The organism is Kordiimonas gwangyangensis DSM 19435 = JCM 12864 (assembly GCF_000375545.1).
In the GTDB taxonomy this organism is placed as follows: domain Bacteria; phylum Pseudomonadota; class Alphaproteobacteria; order Sphingomonadales; family Kordiimonadaceae; genus Kordiimonas; species Kordiimonas gwangyangensis.
In genome coordinates, this window is record NZ_AQXF01000002.1 from 43666 (window position 1) to 60560 (window position 16895).

General features: G+C 57.7%; 19 protein-coding genes. 17 read left to right on the forward strand and 2 right to left on the reverse strand.

Features of this window, described 5'->3' with window-relative positions; translation table 11 throughout:
* The first annotated feature begins 3 nt into the window (after positions 1–3).
* The 3 genes from cysS to B150_RS0105090 all read left to right on the forward strand — a co-directional run bounded on the left by cysS (position 4) and on the right by B150_RS0105090 (position 2800).
* Positions 4–1341 carry a cysteine--tRNA ligase gene (gene cysS / locus B150_RS0105080; RefSeq protein WP_155859951.1) on the forward strand — a complete coding sequence of 446 codons (1338 nt, stop codon included), beginning with the start codon at positions 4–6 and terminating at the stop codon, positions 1339–1341.
* Complete coding sequence (locus B150_RS0105085; protein WP_020398815.1) at positions 1323–2090, forward strand: RNA methyltransferase; 768 nt, start codon at positions 1323–1325, stop codon at positions 2088–2090. The genes cysS and B150_RS0105085 overlap by 19 nt, the downstream gene beginning before the upstream one ends.
* A 116-nt stretch (positions 2091–2206) precedes the next feature.
* On the forward strand, positions 2207–2800 hold the full coding sequence (locus B150_RS0105090; protein ID WP_020398816.1) for a C-type lectin domain-containing protein: 594 nt from the start codon (positions 2207–2209) through the stop codon (positions 2798–2800).
* A gap of 3 nt (positions 2801–2803) precedes the next feature.
* On the opposite strand, the gene hemB is transcribed toward B150_RS0105090, so the two are convergent.
* Positions 2804–3793 carry a porphobilinogen synthase gene (gene hemB, locus B150_RS0105095; RefSeq protein ID WP_020398817.1) on the reverse strand — a complete coding sequence of 330 codons (990 nt, stop codon included), beginning with the start codon at positions 3791–3793 and terminating at the stop codon, positions 2804–2806.
* 258 nt (positions 3794–4051) lie between these two features.
* Here hemB and B150_RS0105100 point away from each other — a divergent pair, with 258 nt between their 5' ends.
* The 3 genes from B150_RS0105100 (at position 4052) to B150_RS23195 (ending at position 6126) form a co-directional block, all read left to right on the forward strand.
* Positions 4052–4531, forward strand: a complete 480-nt coding sequence (locus B150_RS0105100) for a MarR family winged helix-turn-helix transcriptional regulator (protein ID WP_020398818.1) — start codon at positions 4052–4054, stop codon at positions 4529–4531.
* A 140-nt stretch (positions 4532–4671) separates the two neighbouring features.
* A complete protein-coding gene (gene hemA, locus B150_RS0105105) occupies positions 4672–5889 on the forward strand; it encodes a 5-aminolevulinate synthase (RefSeq protein ID WP_020398819.1) in 1218 nt (405 codons plus the stop codon).
* 18 nt (positions 5890–5907) lie between these two features.
* Positions 5908–6126 (forward strand): DUF6898 family protein, encoded by a 219-nt coding sequence (locus B150_RS23195; RefSeq protein ID WP_155859952.1) that lies wholly within the window; start codon positions 5908–5910, stop codon positions 6124–6126.
* Positions 6127–6163: 37 nt separating this feature from the next.
* Here the strand turns inward: B150_RS23195 and B150_RS0105115 are convergent, their stop codons facing one another.
* Positions 6164–6577, reverse strand: coding sequence for a Ros/MucR family transcriptional regulator (locus B150_RS0105115; RefSeq protein ID WP_025896130.1), 414 nt, complete (start codon positions 6575–6577; stop codon positions 6164–6166).
* Positions 6578–6858: 281 nt separating this feature from the next.
* Here B150_RS0105115 and rpiB point away from each other — a divergent pair, with 281 nt between their 5' ends.
* From rpiB to B150_RS0105170, 11 genes are all read left to right on the forward strand, one after another.
* Positions 6859–7296, forward strand: coding sequence for a ribose 5-phosphate isomerase B (gene rpiB / locus B150_RS0105120; protein ID WP_020398822.1), 438 nt, complete (start codon positions 6859–6861; stop codon positions 7294–7296).
* A 70-nt stretch (positions 7297–7366) separates the two neighbouring features.
* Positions 7367–8656 carry a serine hydroxymethyltransferase gene (gene glyA / locus B150_RS0105125; protein WP_020398823.1) on the forward strand — a complete coding sequence of 430 codons (1290 nt, stop codon included), beginning with the start codon at positions 7367–7369 and terminating at the stop codon, positions 8654–8656.
* A 79-nt stretch (positions 8657–8735) separates the two neighbouring features.
* Complete coding sequence (gene nrdR, locus B150_RS0105130; protein WP_020398824.1) at positions 8736–9218, forward strand: transcriptional regulator NrdR; 483 nt, start codon at positions 8736–8738, stop codon at positions 9216–9218.
* Between the two features lie 14 nt (positions 9219–9232).
* A complete protein-coding gene (gene ribD / locus B150_RS0105135) occupies positions 9233–10327 on the forward strand; it encodes a bifunctional diaminohydroxyphosphoribosylaminopyrimidine deaminase/5-amino-6-(5-phosphoribosylamino)uracil reductase RibD (RefSeq protein WP_020398825.1) in 1095 nt (364 codons plus the stop codon).
* A 9-nt stretch (positions 10328–10336) separates the two neighbouring features.
* A complete protein-coding gene (locus B150_RS0105140) occupies positions 10337–10936 on the forward strand; it encodes a riboflavin synthase (protein WP_020398826.1) in 600 nt (199 codons plus the stop codon).
* A 3-nt stretch (positions 10937–10939) separates the two neighbouring features.
* Positions 10940–12049 (forward strand): 3,4-dihydroxy-2-butanone-4-phosphate synthase, encoded by a 1110-nt coding sequence (ribB, locus tag B150_RS0105145; RefSeq protein ID WP_020398827.1) that lies wholly within the window; start codon positions 10940–10942, stop codon positions 12047–12049.
* A 32-nt stretch (positions 12050–12081) separates the two neighbouring features.
* Entirely contained in the window at positions 12082–12522 is a 441-nt protein-coding gene (locus tag B150_RS0105150) for a 6,7-dimethyl-8-ribityllumazine synthase (protein ID WP_020398828.1), read from the forward strand.
* Entirely contained in the window at positions 12522–12986 is a 465-nt protein-coding gene (gene nusB, locus B150_RS0105155; protein WP_020398829.1) for a transcription antitermination factor NusB, read from the forward strand. The genes B150_RS0105150 and nusB overlap by 1 nt, the downstream gene beginning before the upstream one ends.
* Positions 12987–13047: 61 nt before the next feature.
* The gene (gene thiL / locus B150_RS0105160; RefSeq protein ID WP_020398830.1) at positions 13048–14007 is read left to right on the forward strand and encodes a thiamine-phosphate kinase; all 960 of its coding nucleotides are present in this window, start codon (positions 13048–13050) and stop codon (positions 14005–14007) included.
* Positions 14008–14023: 16 nt separating this feature from the next.
* Positions 14024–14527 (forward strand): hypothetical protein, encoded by a 504-nt coding sequence (locus B150_RS0105165; protein ID WP_020398831.1) that lies wholly within the window; start codon positions 14024–14026, stop codon positions 14525–14527.
* Between the two features lie 235 nt (positions 14528–14762).
* Entirely contained in the window at positions 14763–16850 is a 2088-nt protein-coding gene (locus B150_RS0105170) for a sodium-translocating pyrophosphatase (protein ID WP_020398832.1), read from the forward strand.
* Positions 16851–16895: the final 45 nt, after the last annotated feature.

A 16895-nucleotide genomic window follows, 5' to 3' on the forward strand; every position in this document is an offset into this window, starting at 1 on the left:
CGCATGAGTGACATCTATCTCTACAACACGATTGCGCGCGAAAAGCAGAAGTTTGTACCGATAGACGAGAAGAATGTGCGCATGTATGTGTGTGGTCCCACCGTGTGGGACTATGCGCATATCGGTAACGCGCGCCCGGTGGTGGTGTTCGATACACTCTTCCGCCTGCTGCGCCTGACCTATGGCGAAGAACACGTCACCTACGCGCGCAATTTCACCGACATTGACGACAAGATCATGAACCGCGCTGCGGAAGAGGGTGTGTCGATCAAGACCATCTCCAACCGCTACGCCAAGGTCTATGTCGAGGATATGGGCACGCTTGGTGCACTTACGCCCACAATCCAGCCGAAGGCAACCGAACACATCCCCGAGATGATCCGCATGATGCAGACGCTCATTGAACGCGGCCACGCCTATGCGGCGGAAGGCCATGTGATGTTCAACGTGCCGTCGATGGAAAACTATGGCCGCCTGTCGCGCCACAGCCGGGATGAACTGGTGGCGGGTGCGCGGGTCGAAGTTGCGCCCTTCAAGCGGGACCCGGCGGATTTTGTGCTGTGGAAGCCTTCTACAGAAGAGCAGGTGGGCTGGGGCAGCCCCTGGGGCCGGGGCCGCCCGGGCTGGCACCTTGAATGTTCCTGCATGATAGAGAAGCATCTCGGTGAGACGATCGACATTCACGCAGGCGGGCAGGACCTGATCTTCCCGCACCATGAGAATGAGATCGCGCAAAGCGAATGCACCCACGGCAAAACCTTTGTGAATTACTGGATGCACAACGGCTACCTGACGGTGGACGGTGAGAAAATGTCCAAGTCCTTGGGCAATTTCCACACCGTGCATGACCTGATTGCCGAACATCCGGGCGAAGCCATCCGCATGAGCCTCTTGGCCGCGCACTACCGCCAGCCGGTCGATTTCTCGATCGAGAGCATGCGTGAGCAGAAGCGCCGGCTTGACCGCTGGTACCGCCTGACCGACGGCGTTGTAGCATCAGCGGACGTTCCGGAAAGCGTGGTTGATGCGCTGAAGGACGACCTCAATACGCCAAAGGCGATTGCGGCGCTTGATGCGTTTGCGACACCGGAAGATGCCCCGAAACTCAAGGCTGGTGCCCAGTTCATGGGCTTCTTACAAATGGGCGCAACGGCATGGTTCCAGGGTGATGCGCCCGAAGGCATCTCGGTCGCTGAGATTGAAGCAAAGATCTCTGAGCGCCTTGAAGCGCGCAAGAACAAGGATTTTGCCGCCTCTGACCGTATCCGTGACGAGCTTGCGGCCCTCGGCGTTGTGCTTGAGGACAGCGCAGGCGTGACCACATGGCGGAAGGCAGACTGATGAGCGAGCAAAGCAAACAGCCCGCCATCATCCTCGTTCGTCCGCAGCTTGGCGAAAATATCGGCAAGGCCGCGCGTGCCATGCTGAACTTCGGCCTCACAGACATGCGCCTCGTGGCGCCACGTGACGGCTGGCCTAACCCGGCGGCGGGCCCCGCGGCCTCTGGCGCGGACATCGTGCTTGAGAACGCGCGTGTGTTCGACACGGTCGAGGAAGCCGTGGCTGACCTTAGCCACGTTTACGCCTCCACTGTGCGTGACCGCGACATGCCGAAACCGGTGGTTACCCCGCGCGAAGCCGCGCAGCAGATGCATGCGGTGATTGGTAAGGGGCAGACGACAGGTATCCTTTTTGGCCCCGAACGCTCGGGCCTCACCAATGATGATGTGGTGCTGGCGGATACCATCCTGACTGTGCCGGTCAATCCGGGTTTTGGCAGCCTCAACCTCGCACAGGCGGTGATCCTGACGGCGTATGAGTTCCATCACTTGGCGGATGGCACACCAGCCTACCAACCTTCGCACCCGGAAGGCACGGCATCGAAGGACGAACTTTTGGGCCTGATGGAGCACTTGGAGGGCGAGCTGGATAAACGCGGTTTCTTCCGTTCGGAAGATCGCCGCGCCACCATGCGCCGTACTCTCAGGAACCTGATCCAGAACGCCGGTTTCTCGCGGCAGGAAGTCTTTACCCTGCGCGGCGTGGTCAAGTCACTGGCGCGCCCACCGAGAGACCGACAAGACGACTGAAGTCACATTGGAGTGAACGCGTGACGCATTTTCGCGCGTTCAGCTTCCGTACAGGGTCTTTCGTTTTTAATCTTCCCACGGTACGCTGGTAAGCATAGTTGGATGATGGAGGCTTTATGTCGGTTCTCGCAAGCATGATGGTTGCGCTCACGATGATGTTCCAGGGGATTGATGAGACCGGGACGGCCATCGCGCGCCCGATTGGTGATGTTTATCTGAATGAGGCCAACGGCAGCTATTACCAGATTTTCGACTTTGTCGGCAAACCACCTCACACATGGGCGCACGCACGCCGCATGGTGAAGGGCTACCGCTATCAGGGCCGTGAAGGTCGCCTTGCCATCGTGCGCGATATCGAGACGCACTATTTCCTCATCATGAAATTCCCGAAAATGCGGCAGGAAAAGATGTGGATCGGCCTGCGCGCCACGTGCCGCGAGGATGCGGAGCTGGAGTGGGTCGACGACACCTCTCTCAAAGACCAAAGCTTCCGCGGTTTTGGCGACGGTGTGTTGAGGGACATCAGCCGCACCTGCCGTGCGCGCCCGAACAGCAGTGACATCCTGCCTGTCTTTTATGAGCCAGACGGTTTTGGTGTTCGTTGGCAGGTCGCTACAGCCCGCACCAATCTTGGCTATATGATGGTGGAATTTCCGGTGCCGGAAGAGGGTGACGGCGCCACAGAAGGTGCTGCGGTGCCAACGAATTAGGCTTTAGCCTTGTAGCAGTTTTGCGGCCTCGGGTGCGAAGTAGGTGAGCACACCATCGGCGCCAGCGCGTTTGAACGACAGAAGCGCTTCCATGATCACCGTGTTACGGTCCAGCCAGCCGTTTTGTGCGGCAGCGGTCAGCATCGCATACTCGCCGGACACCTGATAGGCATAGGTCGGCACACCAAAGCGGTCTTTCACCTCGCGGATGATATCAAGGTAGGGCATGCCCGGTTTGATCATCACGCTATCTGCACCTTCATGAATATCCAGCTCCACCTCGCGAATGGCCTCAAGCCTGTTTGCCGGGTCCATCTGGTAGGTCTTTTTGTTGCCCTTCAGCACGCCGGTTGAACCCACAGCGTCGCGGAACGGGCCATAAAAGCCGGAGGCATATTTGGCGCTGTAGGCCATGACCTGCACATGCGCGAAGCCAGCTTTATCAAGTTCTGTGCGGATCGCGCCAATGCGGCCATCCATCATATCGGAGGGCGCGATGATATCCGCGCCCGCTTTAGCCTGCACAACAGCCTGCTGCACCAATACACCAACCGTTTCATCATTGAGGATACGGCCATCCTCCACCAGCCCGTCCTGCCCGTGGCTCGTGTAGGGGTCGAGTGCGACATCGGCGAGCAGGCCAACTTCCGGCACGGCATCCTTGATGGCGCGCATGGCGGTGTTGATGAGGTTATCGGGGTTCAGGGCTTCATCGCCGCGGTCATCCCGCAGGCCGGCCGGTGTGTTGGGGAAGAGGGCAATACAAGGGATGCCGAGTGCGCGGGCTTCCTTCGCCGCTTCCACGGCCTTGTCAACCGACAGGCGGTTCACGCCGGGCATGGACGCCACGGCTTCAACCTCGCCCTTGCCGTCACGGATGAAGATCGGCCAGATCAGGTCATTCGGGGTGACCGCATTTTCGCGCACCATACGGCGGGACCAATCATGGGCGCGCGGGCGGCGGAGGCGGGTGTTCGGGAAACTGGCTGACATATCTGGTCCTTCTGTCTCACACGGGCGGCGTGGCCGCTCAAAATTACGCCGCTACTTTATTGGCTTGTGCCTGCGCTGTCACCTCTCGATATCCGGGCTGCGACAATGCGCTCTGACGTTGGAAATTTTTCGAGAAAAATCAGGCCGTATGGTGTAAATTTAGCTCTAATTTTATCATTAACATTGCGTTAAGCAGTAACGAGCAGAGTGTTTTCCCGAAGATTCGATGAAAATCTAACTTAAATCAGGCGAAAGAACATGAGCGGCTACGACTTTAACGATCCAAAATTTCTGTTTCTTGACATACTGTCGCTGGTGGAGCGCTTGCACCGCCGCTTGCTCGACGTGCTCAAGAACCACCTTGAGCATATCGGTCGCAATGACCTGAACCCTGTGCAGGCCCTGCTTCTCCATAACATTGGTGAACATGAGATGACGGCAGGTGAACTCAAGACCCGTGGTTATTACCAAGGCTCAAACGTTTCCTATAACCTGAAGAAGCTCGTTGAGATGGGTTACCTGCGCCACGAACGCTCCGACTATGATCGCCGCGCCGTTCGGATTTCCTTAACCGATCAGGGGTATGAAATCAGGAAGATGATTGACGAGCTTTATGTGCAGCACCTTGAAGAGCTTATGCAGGACGACCTCGTAAGCCACGACGAACTCAAGAACCTGCGCAAAAATCTGCGTAACCTTGAGCGCTACTGGTCCGACAAACTGCACTTCGGTCTTTAAAAGCGGGCACACTTGACTTAAGTCATAGGCGGAATCGATTTCTGTGTGCGACATTTTCACCGCTGGACGCGCGCTAGATGATTGCGTTACAAGGCTCGCACCGGTAGACTCCGAGTGTTGCACAGAAGACGGATTGCCTGATGGACTACGAAAAGATTTTTGCCGATGCGATTGCAGCTGTTAAGGCTGAAGGCCGCTACAGGGTTTTTGCAGATATCTCTCGTGAGCGTGGGAACTTCCCACGGGCTCTGAGGCATGACGCCGGCGACAACGCCCGCGCCATCACCGTCTGGTGCTCGAACGATTATCTCGGTATGGGCCAGCACCCCAAGGTGCTCGAAGCCATGCACGCCGCGCTTGATGAAACGGGCGCGGGTGCAGGCGGCACACGCAACATCGCGGGCAACAACCACTACCACGTACTGCTTGAGCAGGAGTTGGCTGACCTTCACGGTAAGGAAAGTGCACTTCTCTTTACATCCGGCTACATCTCGAACGAGGCGACCCTGTCGACCGTGGCGAAGCTGCTGCCGGGCTGTATCATTTTCTCGGACTCGATGAACCATGCATCGATGATCCAGGGCATCCGCAATTCGGGCGCGCAAAAGCATATCTTCCGCCACAATGATCTCGTGCACCTTGAGGAATTGCTGAAAGCTGCTGACCCGAAAGCGCCAAAGATCATCGCGTTTGAATCCGTCTATTCCATGGATGGTGACATTGCGCCGATTGCTGCGATCTGTGACCTCGCCGACAAATACGGCGCCATGACCTACCTTGATGAAGTGCACGCGGTTGGCCTTTACGGCAAACGTGGCGGCGGCGTGTCGGAGCGTGACGATGTTGCGCACCGCCTGACCATCATTGAAGGCACGCTTGGCAAAGCCTTTGGTGTGATGGGCGGTTATATCGCCTCCTCGAAAGCGCTCGTTGACGTTGTGCGCAGCTACGCGTCCGGCTTTATCTTCACCACAGCCCTCAGCCCCGTGCTGGCGGCAGGCGCGCTCGCGAGCATTCGCCACCTCAAGGGCAGCAATAGCGAACGCGAAGCGCATCAGGAACGCGCAGCCAAACTCAAGGCTCGGCTGCGGGCTGCCAATATTCCGGTCATGGACAGTGAAAGCCATATTGTACCGGTATTTGTGGGTGATCCTGTACTCTGCAAGGAAGTGTCTGACCTCCTTCTGAACGAGTACGGCATCTATGTTCAGCCGATCAATTACCCGACCGTACCGCGCGGCACCGAGCGTCTGCGTTTCACGCCGGGCCCGTTCCACGATGACAAGGTCATGGACGGTCTTGTTGAGGCGCTCTCGGACGTGTGGTCGCGCATGAGCCTCAAGCGCAAGGTTGGCTAGGAAAGGGAAGGGGGCACAATGCCTGTTCCCAGACGAGTCCTGATAGAGTTTATTCCCATCGGTAATTCGGTGAAGGTTTGTGCCGTGTGCGAGGATACTGGCTTTGAAGTCAGTATCGTTGGTGACCCGCGTGCGCCGCAAAAAGAGCTTGAAGCCATCGCTGTGCGCAAGCTCAAATACGTCATGGCCAAACAAGACGAAAAAACCGCACCCAAGGGACGCGGTTTCACAGTCTGATTTTCAATCCAAAAGAATTGCTAGAGAGCGAAGCGGCTTAGCGCTTTTTGCCGAGGCCGATCTTTTTCGCGAATGCCGAGCGTTTTGCAGCATATGAGGGCGCAACCATAGGGTAGTCGGCGGGCAGGCCCCATTTATCGCGGTATTCGTCCGGGCTCATATCATAGCGTGTACGCAGGTAGCGCTTCAGCATTTTCAGTTTCTTACCGTCTTCAAGGCAGATGATATAGTCGTCGGTGAAGGACTTTTTCACTGGAACAGCCGGGCTAAGCGACTCTTCAACAACAGCACCATTTGCTCCAAGTGCGTTCAGCGTTGAATAAACGGTTTTAATAACTTCCGGCAATTGAGTGGATGCCACCGTGTTGTTGGCGACATATGCCGTTACAATTTCGGCTGCGAGGCCGAGCATTAGGTCGTTGCCGTTTGTTTCCGGTCTATTATCGGACATGAAATCGACTTTCCGCTGGGAAGTTAAACTGCGACGTTTATTGCAGCATTTCATGTGGGAATTCAACAGCAAATAGTTATCGTGCCACATTTTAGTTGTTAATAATTCGTTAATAAATAAGATTAACTAACAATTAATTATGTTCTTGTTTTGCTAGTTCAGTTTCGGCCTTCTTGAAACTGTAAGCTTGGGTTCGACTTGGAACTGTGCTAATCAGGCGCAGCTTTTTCGGCACGGCACATTGCCAATGTCCCCAACCCCCAGCGAGCGGAACATTCACCATGGGCGCAGAAACTATTGCCATCGCCAGCGACCACGCAGGCTATGATCTCAAGGAAAGCATCAAGGAGGACCTGAGGTCGCGCGGATTTGACGTGCTTGACCTCGGTTGTGATGGCCCTGACTCTGTTGATTACCCGGATTATGGCAAGGCCATGGGGGAAGCAATTGCAGGTGGCAAGGCTAAACGTGGCGTTGTCGTTTGCGGCTCCGGCATCGGTATCTCGATCGCGGCCAACCGCAACCCGGCGGTTCGCGCAGCACTTGTGGAGACCGGCCTCGCGGCACGTCTGTCGCGCCAGCACAATGATGCCAATGTTCTGGCTCTTGGCGCGCGCCTTATCGGTATCGAGACCGCCAAGGATTGCCTGGACAATTTCCTAAACACGCCTTTTGAGGGCGGACGCCACCAAAGGCGGGTCGACAAACTCGGCGCTTGAGAGTAATCAGGCACTGGTTCACCACGCACTTTAGTATTCATGCCCACCTATTTGCTCAGGGAACACCATCATGACTTTCACCCAAGCAGGCTTTTTTACCAGTCATCTCTCTGAAACCGATCCGGAACTTCTTGCCTCCCTCGATGGCGAGCTGAAGCGTCAGCAAGACCAGATCGAACTCATTGCTTCTGAAAACATCGTCAGCCGCGCTGTGCTTGAAGCACAGGGTTCTGTGCTTACCAACAAATATGCCGAAGGTTACTCCGGTCGCCGGTACTATCAGGGTTGCCACCATGTGGACATCGCCGAAGATCTGGCGATCGAGCGCGCGAAAAAGCTCTTTAATGCGGGTTTCGTGAACGTGCAGCCGCACTCCGGCGCGCAAGCAAACGGCGCTGTCATGCTCGCGCTCACCAAGCCGGGCGACACCATCATGGGCATGTCGCTTGATGCTGGTGGCCACCTGACCCACGGTGCAGCGCCTGCGCTTTCGGGCAAATGGTTCAACGCTGTACAGTACGGTGTGCGCCGCGAAGACGCGCTGATCGACTATGACCAGGTTGCTGAAATGGCGGCTGAGCACAAGCCGACCATCATCATCGCTGGTGGCTCCGCTTACCCGCGCGTGATCGATTTCAAACGCTTCCGTGAGATCGCGGATAGTGTTGGCGCGCTTCTGATGGTTGATATGGCGCACTTCGCTGGCCTCGTGGCTGGTGGCCAGCACCCGAACCCGCTCGAGCATGCAGACGTTGTAACCACAACGACGCACAAAACCCTCCGTGGTCCGCGCGGCGGCATGATCCTCACCAACCGTGAAGATATCGCGAAAAAGATCAACTCGGCAGTGTTCCCGGGCCTGCAGGGTGGTCCGCTCATGCACGTGATTGCCGCGAAAGCGGTTGCGTTCGGTGAAGCACTGCGTCCTGAGTTCACGGAATATGCCGCGCAAGTGGTAAAGAATGCGAAAGTCCTCGCAGATCGCCTCAAGGAAAACGGTTTTGACATCGTCTCCGGCGGGACCGACACGCACGTTGTGCTTGTTGACCTGCGCCCCAAAAAGCTGACCGGTAAGGCGGCTGACGAGGCGCTTGAGCGCGCGCAGATGACCTGCAATAAAAACGGCGTGCCGTTTGACCCCGAGAAACCGTTCATCACCTCCGGTATCCGTCTGGGTACACCGGCAGGGACGACCCGCGGTTTTGCCGAAGCAGAATTCATCGCAATCGCCGATATGATCACAGAGGTGCTTGACGGCCTCGCCGCAAACCCCGACGATAACGACGCAGCAGAAGCGTCTGTCCGCAAAAAAGTGGCAGACCTTTGTGAACGCTTCCCCATTTACGCTGAATTGGGCTAAGCTGACTGCGAGAGCGTATGGGCCTCAGGGGATTGGGGCCCATGCGAAAAGAAACTGATCAGGGGGAGTATGGGGCGCCATGCGTTGTCCGTTTTGTCAAAACGAAGACACACAGGTTAAGGATTCACGGCCGACGGACGACAAGTCCGCGATCCGCAGACGGCGTTTTTGCGCAGCATGCGGGGCCCGTTTCACCACGTTCGAGCGTGTGCAACTGCGCGAACTGACCGTGGTGAAGAAAACCGGCCGCAAGGTGCCGTTTGAGCGTAACAAGCTCGAACGCTCCCTCGATATCGCGCTCAGGAAGCGCCCGGTGGACCCGGACAGGGTTGAGCGCATGATCAACGGTATTGTGCGCCGCCTTGAATCCATGGGCGAGAATGAGATTGAGAGCGAACAAATTGGCCGCCTCGTGATGGAAGGGCTTGAGAGCCTCGATCAGGTCGCCTACGTGCGCTACGCCTCGGTGTACCGGAACTTCCGCGAAGCGTCTGACTTTGAAAAATTCCTCGGCAAGATGACCGGCACTGAAGAGGACGAGGTTTTCCACGAGGAACCTTGAGCGGGGAGCCAGCCGTGGCAACCACCTCAGTAGATATCAAGTTCATGAAGACCGCGCTCGGCCTTGCCCGGCGCGGTCTTGGCCGTGTAGCGCCGAACCCCGCGGTTGGCTGCGTGATCGTGCGTGACGGCATCACCGTTGGCCGCGGCAACACACAGCCCGGCGGCAGGCCGCATGCCGAAGTGATGGCGCTGGCCGAGGCGGGTGAGGCAGCACGCGGTGCCACAGCTTATGTTACGCTTGAACCTTGTTCCCATACCGGCCAGACCGGCCCTTGCGCCGACGCTCTCATCAAAGCAGGTATCAGCCGTGTGGTGTGCGCGACAGGCGACCCGGATGAGCGAGTTTCAGGCCGAGGGTTCGATATGCTGCGCAGTGCAGGCATTGAGGTCCTTACCGGGTTGCTGCAGGCGGAAGCAGACCGCATCAACGCAGGCTTTTTCCTTAAAGTGCGCGAAGGGCGACCACTTTTCACGCTCAAAATGGCGTCATCGATGGATGGTCGCATCGCGCTGGCGAGTGGGGAAAGTAAGTGGATTACTGGACCAGAAGCGCGCGCGTATGGCCATCTGCTGCGTGCGCAGCATGATGCCATACTGATTGGCACAGGCACGCTTCTCGCGGATGACCCGATGCTTGATTGCCGTCTCATGGGGCTTGAAGGCCGTTCACCGGTTCGGATCCTATTGGACCGCCACCTGAAAGTGACGCCCGAGCACAAGCTGGTGGCAACCGCCAAACAGATCCCGACGCTTGTGCTTTGTGAGAAAGGCAACGATACACGCAAAGCAGCACTTGAGGGCTGCGGCGTTGAAGTCATCGTCCTTGAGAACCTGAACGACATGCACGCGCTGGCTAAAGCGCTGGGTGCTCGCGGGCTTACCCGTGTGCTGGTGGAAGGTGGAGGGCAGGTGCATGCTTCGTTCCTCAAGGCAGGCCTTGCGGACAGGGTCGAGCATTTCATGGCACCAAAGCTGATTGGCAGCGACGGAAAAGCCGCGCTTGGAAATTTGGGGCTTGCCGCCCTTGGGCATGCGCCCCATGTAACGTGCGTGTCAATTCGCCGCCTAGGCGCGGATATACTTGCATCCTTTGATAAGCCGGAGTAACTCAGGCCCATGTTTACCGGAATTGTGACAGATGTTGGCCGTATCGCGGCAACAACAGGCAGCTTCGACCTGAGCGTCAGGATTGAAACCCGCTATGATATGAGCCGGGTGGATATCGGCGCGTCCATCGCATGCTCGGGCGTGTGCCTCACGGTTGTCGATAAGGGTGATGGCTGGTTCCAGGCTGACGTGTCGGCGGAAACCCTGAAGGTGACGAGCCTTGGTGACTGGAAAGTCGGCAGTGAGATCAATCTTGAGCGGTCGCTGAAGGTCGGTGACGAGCTTGGCGGCCATATCGTGACCGGCCATGTGGACTGTGTCGGCGAGATTGTGCGCTTTGACGAGCTTGGCGAATCTGTCGTGATGGAAATCGCCGTGCCGCATGCCATGGGTGCCCATGTTGCCAAAAAGGGCAGTGTTGCCATCGATGGCGCCTCGCTCACGGTCAATGACGTGGCAGACGAGGGCGACGTGACACGCTTTTCCATCAACCTCATCCCGCACACGCAGGCGGTGACGAGCTTCCGGAATTCAAAGCGCGGTGACCGCGTGAATGTGGAATTTGATATACTGGCGCGTTATGTCGCGCGCCTGCAGGACAGGACGTAAGCTGTGCCAAAAGATTTTCTCTCCCCCATTGAAGACGTGATCGAGGATGCGCGCAACGGTCGCATGTATATCCTTGTGGATGACGAAGACCGCGAAAACGAGGGTGACCTTATCATCCCGGCGCAAATGGCAACGCCCGAGGCGATCAACTTCATGGCGCGCCACGGCCGCGGCCTGATTTGCCTGCCAATGACGCGCAAACGTGTTGAGGCACTTGAGCTGCCGCTGATGAGCAGCAACAACCAAGCGCGGCACCAGACAGCGTTTACGGTATCGATTGAAGCGAAGCAGGGTGTCACGACAGGTATTTCCGCCGCCGACCGCGCGCGCACTATTGCAGTGGCAATTGACGCGTCGAAGGGCAAGGAAGACCTCGCAAGCCCCGGCCACGTATTCCCGCTTATTGCGCAGGATGGTGGCGTACTGGTGCGCGCGGGCCATACTGAAGCATCCGTGGATATCTCCCGACTTGCAGGCCTCAACCCGTCTGCTGTGATCTGTGAGATCATGAACGAAGACGGCACCATGGCCCGCCTGCCGGACCTTGTTGAGTTTGCGAAGGAACACGGCCTCAAGGTCGCGACCATCCGTGACCTCATCGCCTACCGCCTCAAGCACGATGCGCTTGTGGAGCGTGTGTCTGAGACCAGCTTCCCGCGTACAAGCGGCAAGGAATGGAAGGTGATCGTCTACCGCGCGACTGCTGACCGCCGCGAGACTGTGGCGCTGGTGCTGGGCGATATCGACGGCGAGAAGCCGACGGCTGTGCGCATGCACTCCCTCAACCCGTTTGAGGATATCCTTGGTCTCAAACACCCGCGCACCGGCCAGCTCCAGCGTGCGATGGATGCGATTGAAGCTGAGGGGCAGGGTGTTGTGGTCCTTTTCCCGGGTATGACCGCGATGCGGCCGAGCCAGCTTCTGGACGGCGAAAAAGCACCGGTAGACAAGAAGGAAAGCGCGCTCAAGGAATATGGCATTGGTGCGCAAATCCTGCGCGACATTGGTGTGCGCCACATGGTTCTCTATTCAAATACGCCAAGCCACATTGTTGGGCTTGATGGATATGGCCTTGATGTCGTAGAACAGCGCCCAATTCCGGCCGCAGTGTAACGCGGCTTTTTTAGAGACAAGGATTTTTGCACATGGCATCGCCCCATCTTTTGATTGTGGAAGCGCGCTTTTATGAAGACCTCGCGGACGAGCAAGCGCGCGGCGCTATCGAGGCTATCGAGGCCGCTGGCGCAACCTGGGACCGTGTTGCGGTGCCGGGCGCGCTTGAAATCCCGGCCGCAGTTAAATTCGCGCATACTGGTAGCCAAGTGTCCTACGACGGTTATGTGGCGCTTGGCTGCGTGATCCGCGGTGAGACCAGCCACTATGATACCGTGTGCAACGAAAGCGCGCGTGGCCTGCAAGACCTTGCGCTGCACCATGACCTTGCCATCGGCAACGGCATTCTGACCGTTGAGGACGACAAGCAGGCATGGGCGCGGGCAAACCGGTCCGACAAGAACAAGGGCGGCGGTGCGGCAGAGGCTGCGCTTGCCATGATCGCTCTCAAATCCAAGTTTGGAGTGAAATAATGGCTGAACGCGGTAAAAAGAAACCGGTTGGTGGCCCGCGCAGTGCGGCACGCCTTGGTGCTGTTCAGGCGCTCTATCAGCTTGAAATGTCGGACGAGCCGAAGGTTCCTATGGTGATTGAGGAATACCTGCGTCACCGCCTTGGGGCTGAGATTGAAGGCGACCAGTATGTGGAAGCCGACACCGCGCTTTTCTCCGATATCGTGGCCGGCGCATGGGGCCGTCACGCCGAGTTTGACGAGGCCATTATTCCGTGTCTCGCAAAAGATTGGTCGCTGGAGCGGCTTGAATCGATTATTCGTGCTATACTGCGTGCCGGTGCCTATGAGCTGACTGCACGCCCTGACGTGCCGACCGCTGTGGTCATCAACGAATATGTTGATATTGCCCACGCGTTTTATGAGCGCACCGAAGCGTCGTTTGTGAACGGCGTGCTCGACAAAGTGGCGAAGGCCGTCCGCTAACCGCTGAGCAGGCCTTTGTCTCACCCGGGCTGCGTGCGCGCAGCCCAATTCCGGGGACGATATGGCTGGCGAATTTGACATCATTGCCAAATATTTCATGCCGCTTGCCGGGCCTGAGGGCCTTGGGCTCGCCGATGATGCTGCCTGTCTGACACCAAGCGCAGGCAAAAGCCTGATCGTCACCAAGGATATGATCGTGGGCGGCGTGCATTTCCTCGAGGATGACCCGGCGGACAGCATTGCCTACAAGGCACTGGCGGTGAACCTGTCGGACCTAGCCGCCAAGGGTGCGAACCCGCGATACTATTTCCTTGGCCTCAGCCTGCCGAAAGGTGTGGATGAAATCTGGCTTGCGTCCTTTGCGGCAGGTCTCAAGCGTGCGCAGGATGAGAGCGGTATCACGCTCGCGGGTGGTGACACTACCTCGAGCCCCAGCCATGTGACGGTGAGTATCACCGCGATCGGTGATGTGCCTACGGGGCAGATGCTGCGGCGCAACGGCGCTCGGGCGGGTGATACCGTCTATGTGTCAGGCACTCTTGGGGACGGGGCTTTGGGCCTCAAATGCCTTTTGGGCGAGACCAATGTGAGCGATGAGCTTGTCACGCGCTACCGCTATCCGACCGCGCGTATGGCGCTCGGTACGAGGCTGCGAGAGTTGGCTACCGCGTCAGCGGATGTGTCGGACGGTCTGCTTGCGGACCTTGGCCATATCTGCACCGCATCCCATCTGGGCGCGGATATCGAGGAAACCAAGCTGCCGCTTTCTGATGCAGCAAAAGCTGCACTCGAAACATCGCCAGACCTCGCGCCACTCATTTATTCCGGTGGCGATGACTATGAGATTGTCTTTACTGCAGACGCGGCCAAGGCTGATGAAATCAGCGCGGCGGCAAAGGAAGCTGGTGTGGCTGTGACAGCGATTGGCCGCATTTCAGACACACCCGGCATACGGCTGGTTGATCAATCGGGCGCACTGGTGCACACTGCGCGCAACGGCTATCAACATTTTGAAACATAAGGGATAACGGCGGCTTATGTCACAAGATACTGGATCGGTTGAACCACAAGGCGGTTCGGGCAAGATACTTCTGGTGCTGGGCCTTTTGGGGGGCCTCGCGGTCGGTGGTGGCCTCGGCTACTATTATTCCAAAAGCTCGGCCGAAGGGCAGGGTGCACCGAAGGAAGAAGTGAAAGTCGCGCCGAAAGGCCCGCTCATCGATATCGACTTTGAGCGTATCGCCGTGCCGATCTACGCCAAAACCGACAATGGCCAGCGTTTCCTTGGCAATTATTTCATTGATATCGCGGTACAGGTGCGGGGCGAGAAAAACCAGATCGCCATCAAACGTGCCGAAACGCAGCTACAACACGCCTTTGTTTCCGCCATCAGCCGGAATGACCTGATGCGTGAAGACTCGCCGCTTGAGCTGGATGTGGACAAGGTTGGCAATCTGCTCAAGGGCAAGGCCAACGAGGTTCTGGGCGGCAAGATTGTTGAAGCGGTTCTCGTAAAGAACGCCATGCGCCTCAACCGCTGAGGCCGCAGGGATCAGCCAAAAACAGTGTTTTGCGCCCAGTGCGTGTAAGCGGCCGCCAGTTTTGGTGGTTGCAAGGCGGCTTATTGCTCCATAAGGTGATGAGTGGCCACCCTGTCTAGTTTTTAGTTAGTCAGGAGTATGGGGTTCGCCTAAGGGAACTGGGCGGCAGTATGAGGGGAGTATCACCGCCCGGGGAAGACCAACATTTGGGTCCGTTTTAGGGAGGGGATATCCCATGGAAGTAATTTACGCCGCTATTGCCTGCGGTGTTGCGGCCGTGATCTACGGCATTGTAACGCGTCAGTCTATTTTGTCCGCCAGTGCGGGTTCCGAGAAAATGCAAGAAATCGCTGCGGCCATTCAGGCCGGGGCAGGCGCTTACCTTAATCGCCAATACCGCACCATCGCGGTTGTGGGCGTTGTGGTTGCCATCGGTCTTTATCTTGCTATCGGCATGCTCGCTGCGCTCGGCTTTGTTATTGGTGCAGTGCTCTCTGGCGCTGCCGGTTATATTGGCATGCTGATTTCGGTCAAAGCCAACGTCCGTACCACACAAGCGGCAAGCACAGGGCTGCAGGAAGGCCTGACCATCGCATTCCGCTCCGGTGCTGTTACAGGCATGCTCGTGGCAGGCCTAGCGCTGCTCGCAGTTGCCGGTTACTATTATATCCTTGTTGGCCCCATGGGCATTGACCCGACGGCACGGCCCGTGATTGACGGCCTTGTCTCGCTCGGCTTTGGTGCTTCGCTCATCTCCATCTTCGCGCGTCTTGGTGGCGGCATCTTCACCAAGGGTGCGGATGTTGGCGCTGACCTTGTCGGCAAGGTGGAAGCCGGTATCCCGGAGGATGATCCCCGGAACCCGGCCGTGATCGCCGATAACGTGGGCGACAACGTGGGTGACTGTGCCGGCATGGCTGCTGACCTGTTTGAAACCTATGTGGTCACGGTGGGTGCCACCATGGTGCTCTCCGCGCTCTTTATCGCATCCGGGGCTGCCGACATCATGGCCTTGCCGCTCATCATCGGCGGGGTTTGCATTCTCACCTCGATCATCGGGACCTATTTTGTGAAGCTGGGTAAAAGCCAGTCGATCATGGGGGCGCTCTATAAGGGCTTTATCGTAACGGCGGTGCTGTCAGCAGGGGCTATGTGGTTCGCGATGGAGTGGGCACTGGGCGGTGACATGAACCGGACCTTCGAGACCGGAAATGTCATGTTCTCGGGCCGCACGCTCTACTACTGCGGCCTTGTGGGCCTTGTGGTAACCGGGGTGATCATCTGGATTACCGAATATTATACCGGCACTGACTACCGCCCGGTTCGTTCGATCGCCAAGGCGTCAGAGACGGGACACGGCACCAACGTGATCCAGGGCCTTGCCATCTCGCTTGAAGCGACTGCCTTGCCGGCAATCGTGATCTGTGCGGGTATCATCATTGCGCACCAGCTTGCGGGTGTGTTGGGCCTTGGCTTTGCCGCCACGGCCATGCTGGCGCTTGCCGGTATGGTGGTCGCCCTTGATGCCTATGGTCCGGTCACGGATAACGCGGGCGGCATTGCTGAAATGGCGGGCCTTGATGAGGAGGTACGCAACCGTACCGACGCGCTGGATGCCGTGGGCAACACCACCAAAGCAGTGACCAAGGGGTATGCCATCGGCTCCGCCGGTCTCGCGGCCCTTGTGCTCTTTGGTGCTTACACGGCTGACCTCGCCAAGTTCTTCTCTGATGTGACGGTCGATTTCAGCCTCTCCAACCCTTATGTCGTGGTCGGGCTCTTTATCGGTGCACTTCTGCCGTATCTGTTTGGTGCCATGGGCATGACAGCCGTGGGCCGCGCAGGCGGTGAAGTGGTAGAAGAAGTACGGGCGCAGTTCCGCGATAACCCGGGCATCATGGCCGGTACATCCAAGCCTGACTATGCACGTTCCGTTGACCTGCTGACCAAAACAGCGATCAAGGAAATGATTGTGCCAAGCCTGCTGCCTGTAGCGGCCCCCATTGTCACCTATTTTGCGATCAATGCGATTGCAGGGCAGGCGGCAGCCTTTGCGGCTGTTGGTGCACTGCTTCTGGGTGTGATCGTGGGTGGCCTTTTCGTCGCACTTTCCATGACCGCAGGTGGCGGCGCGTGGGATAACGCGAAGAAATACATTGAGGACGGCAACCACGGTGGCAAAGGCTCGGAAGCGCACAAAGCGGCGGTGACGGGTGATACTGTTGGTGACCCATATAAGGATACCGCAGGCCCCGCCGTGAACCCGATGATCAAGATCACGAACATCGTGGCGCTGCTGCTCTTGGCGATGCTGGCGCACTAAACCGCTAGACATACAAAAAGAAAAGCCCCGGTTTTGCCGGGGCTT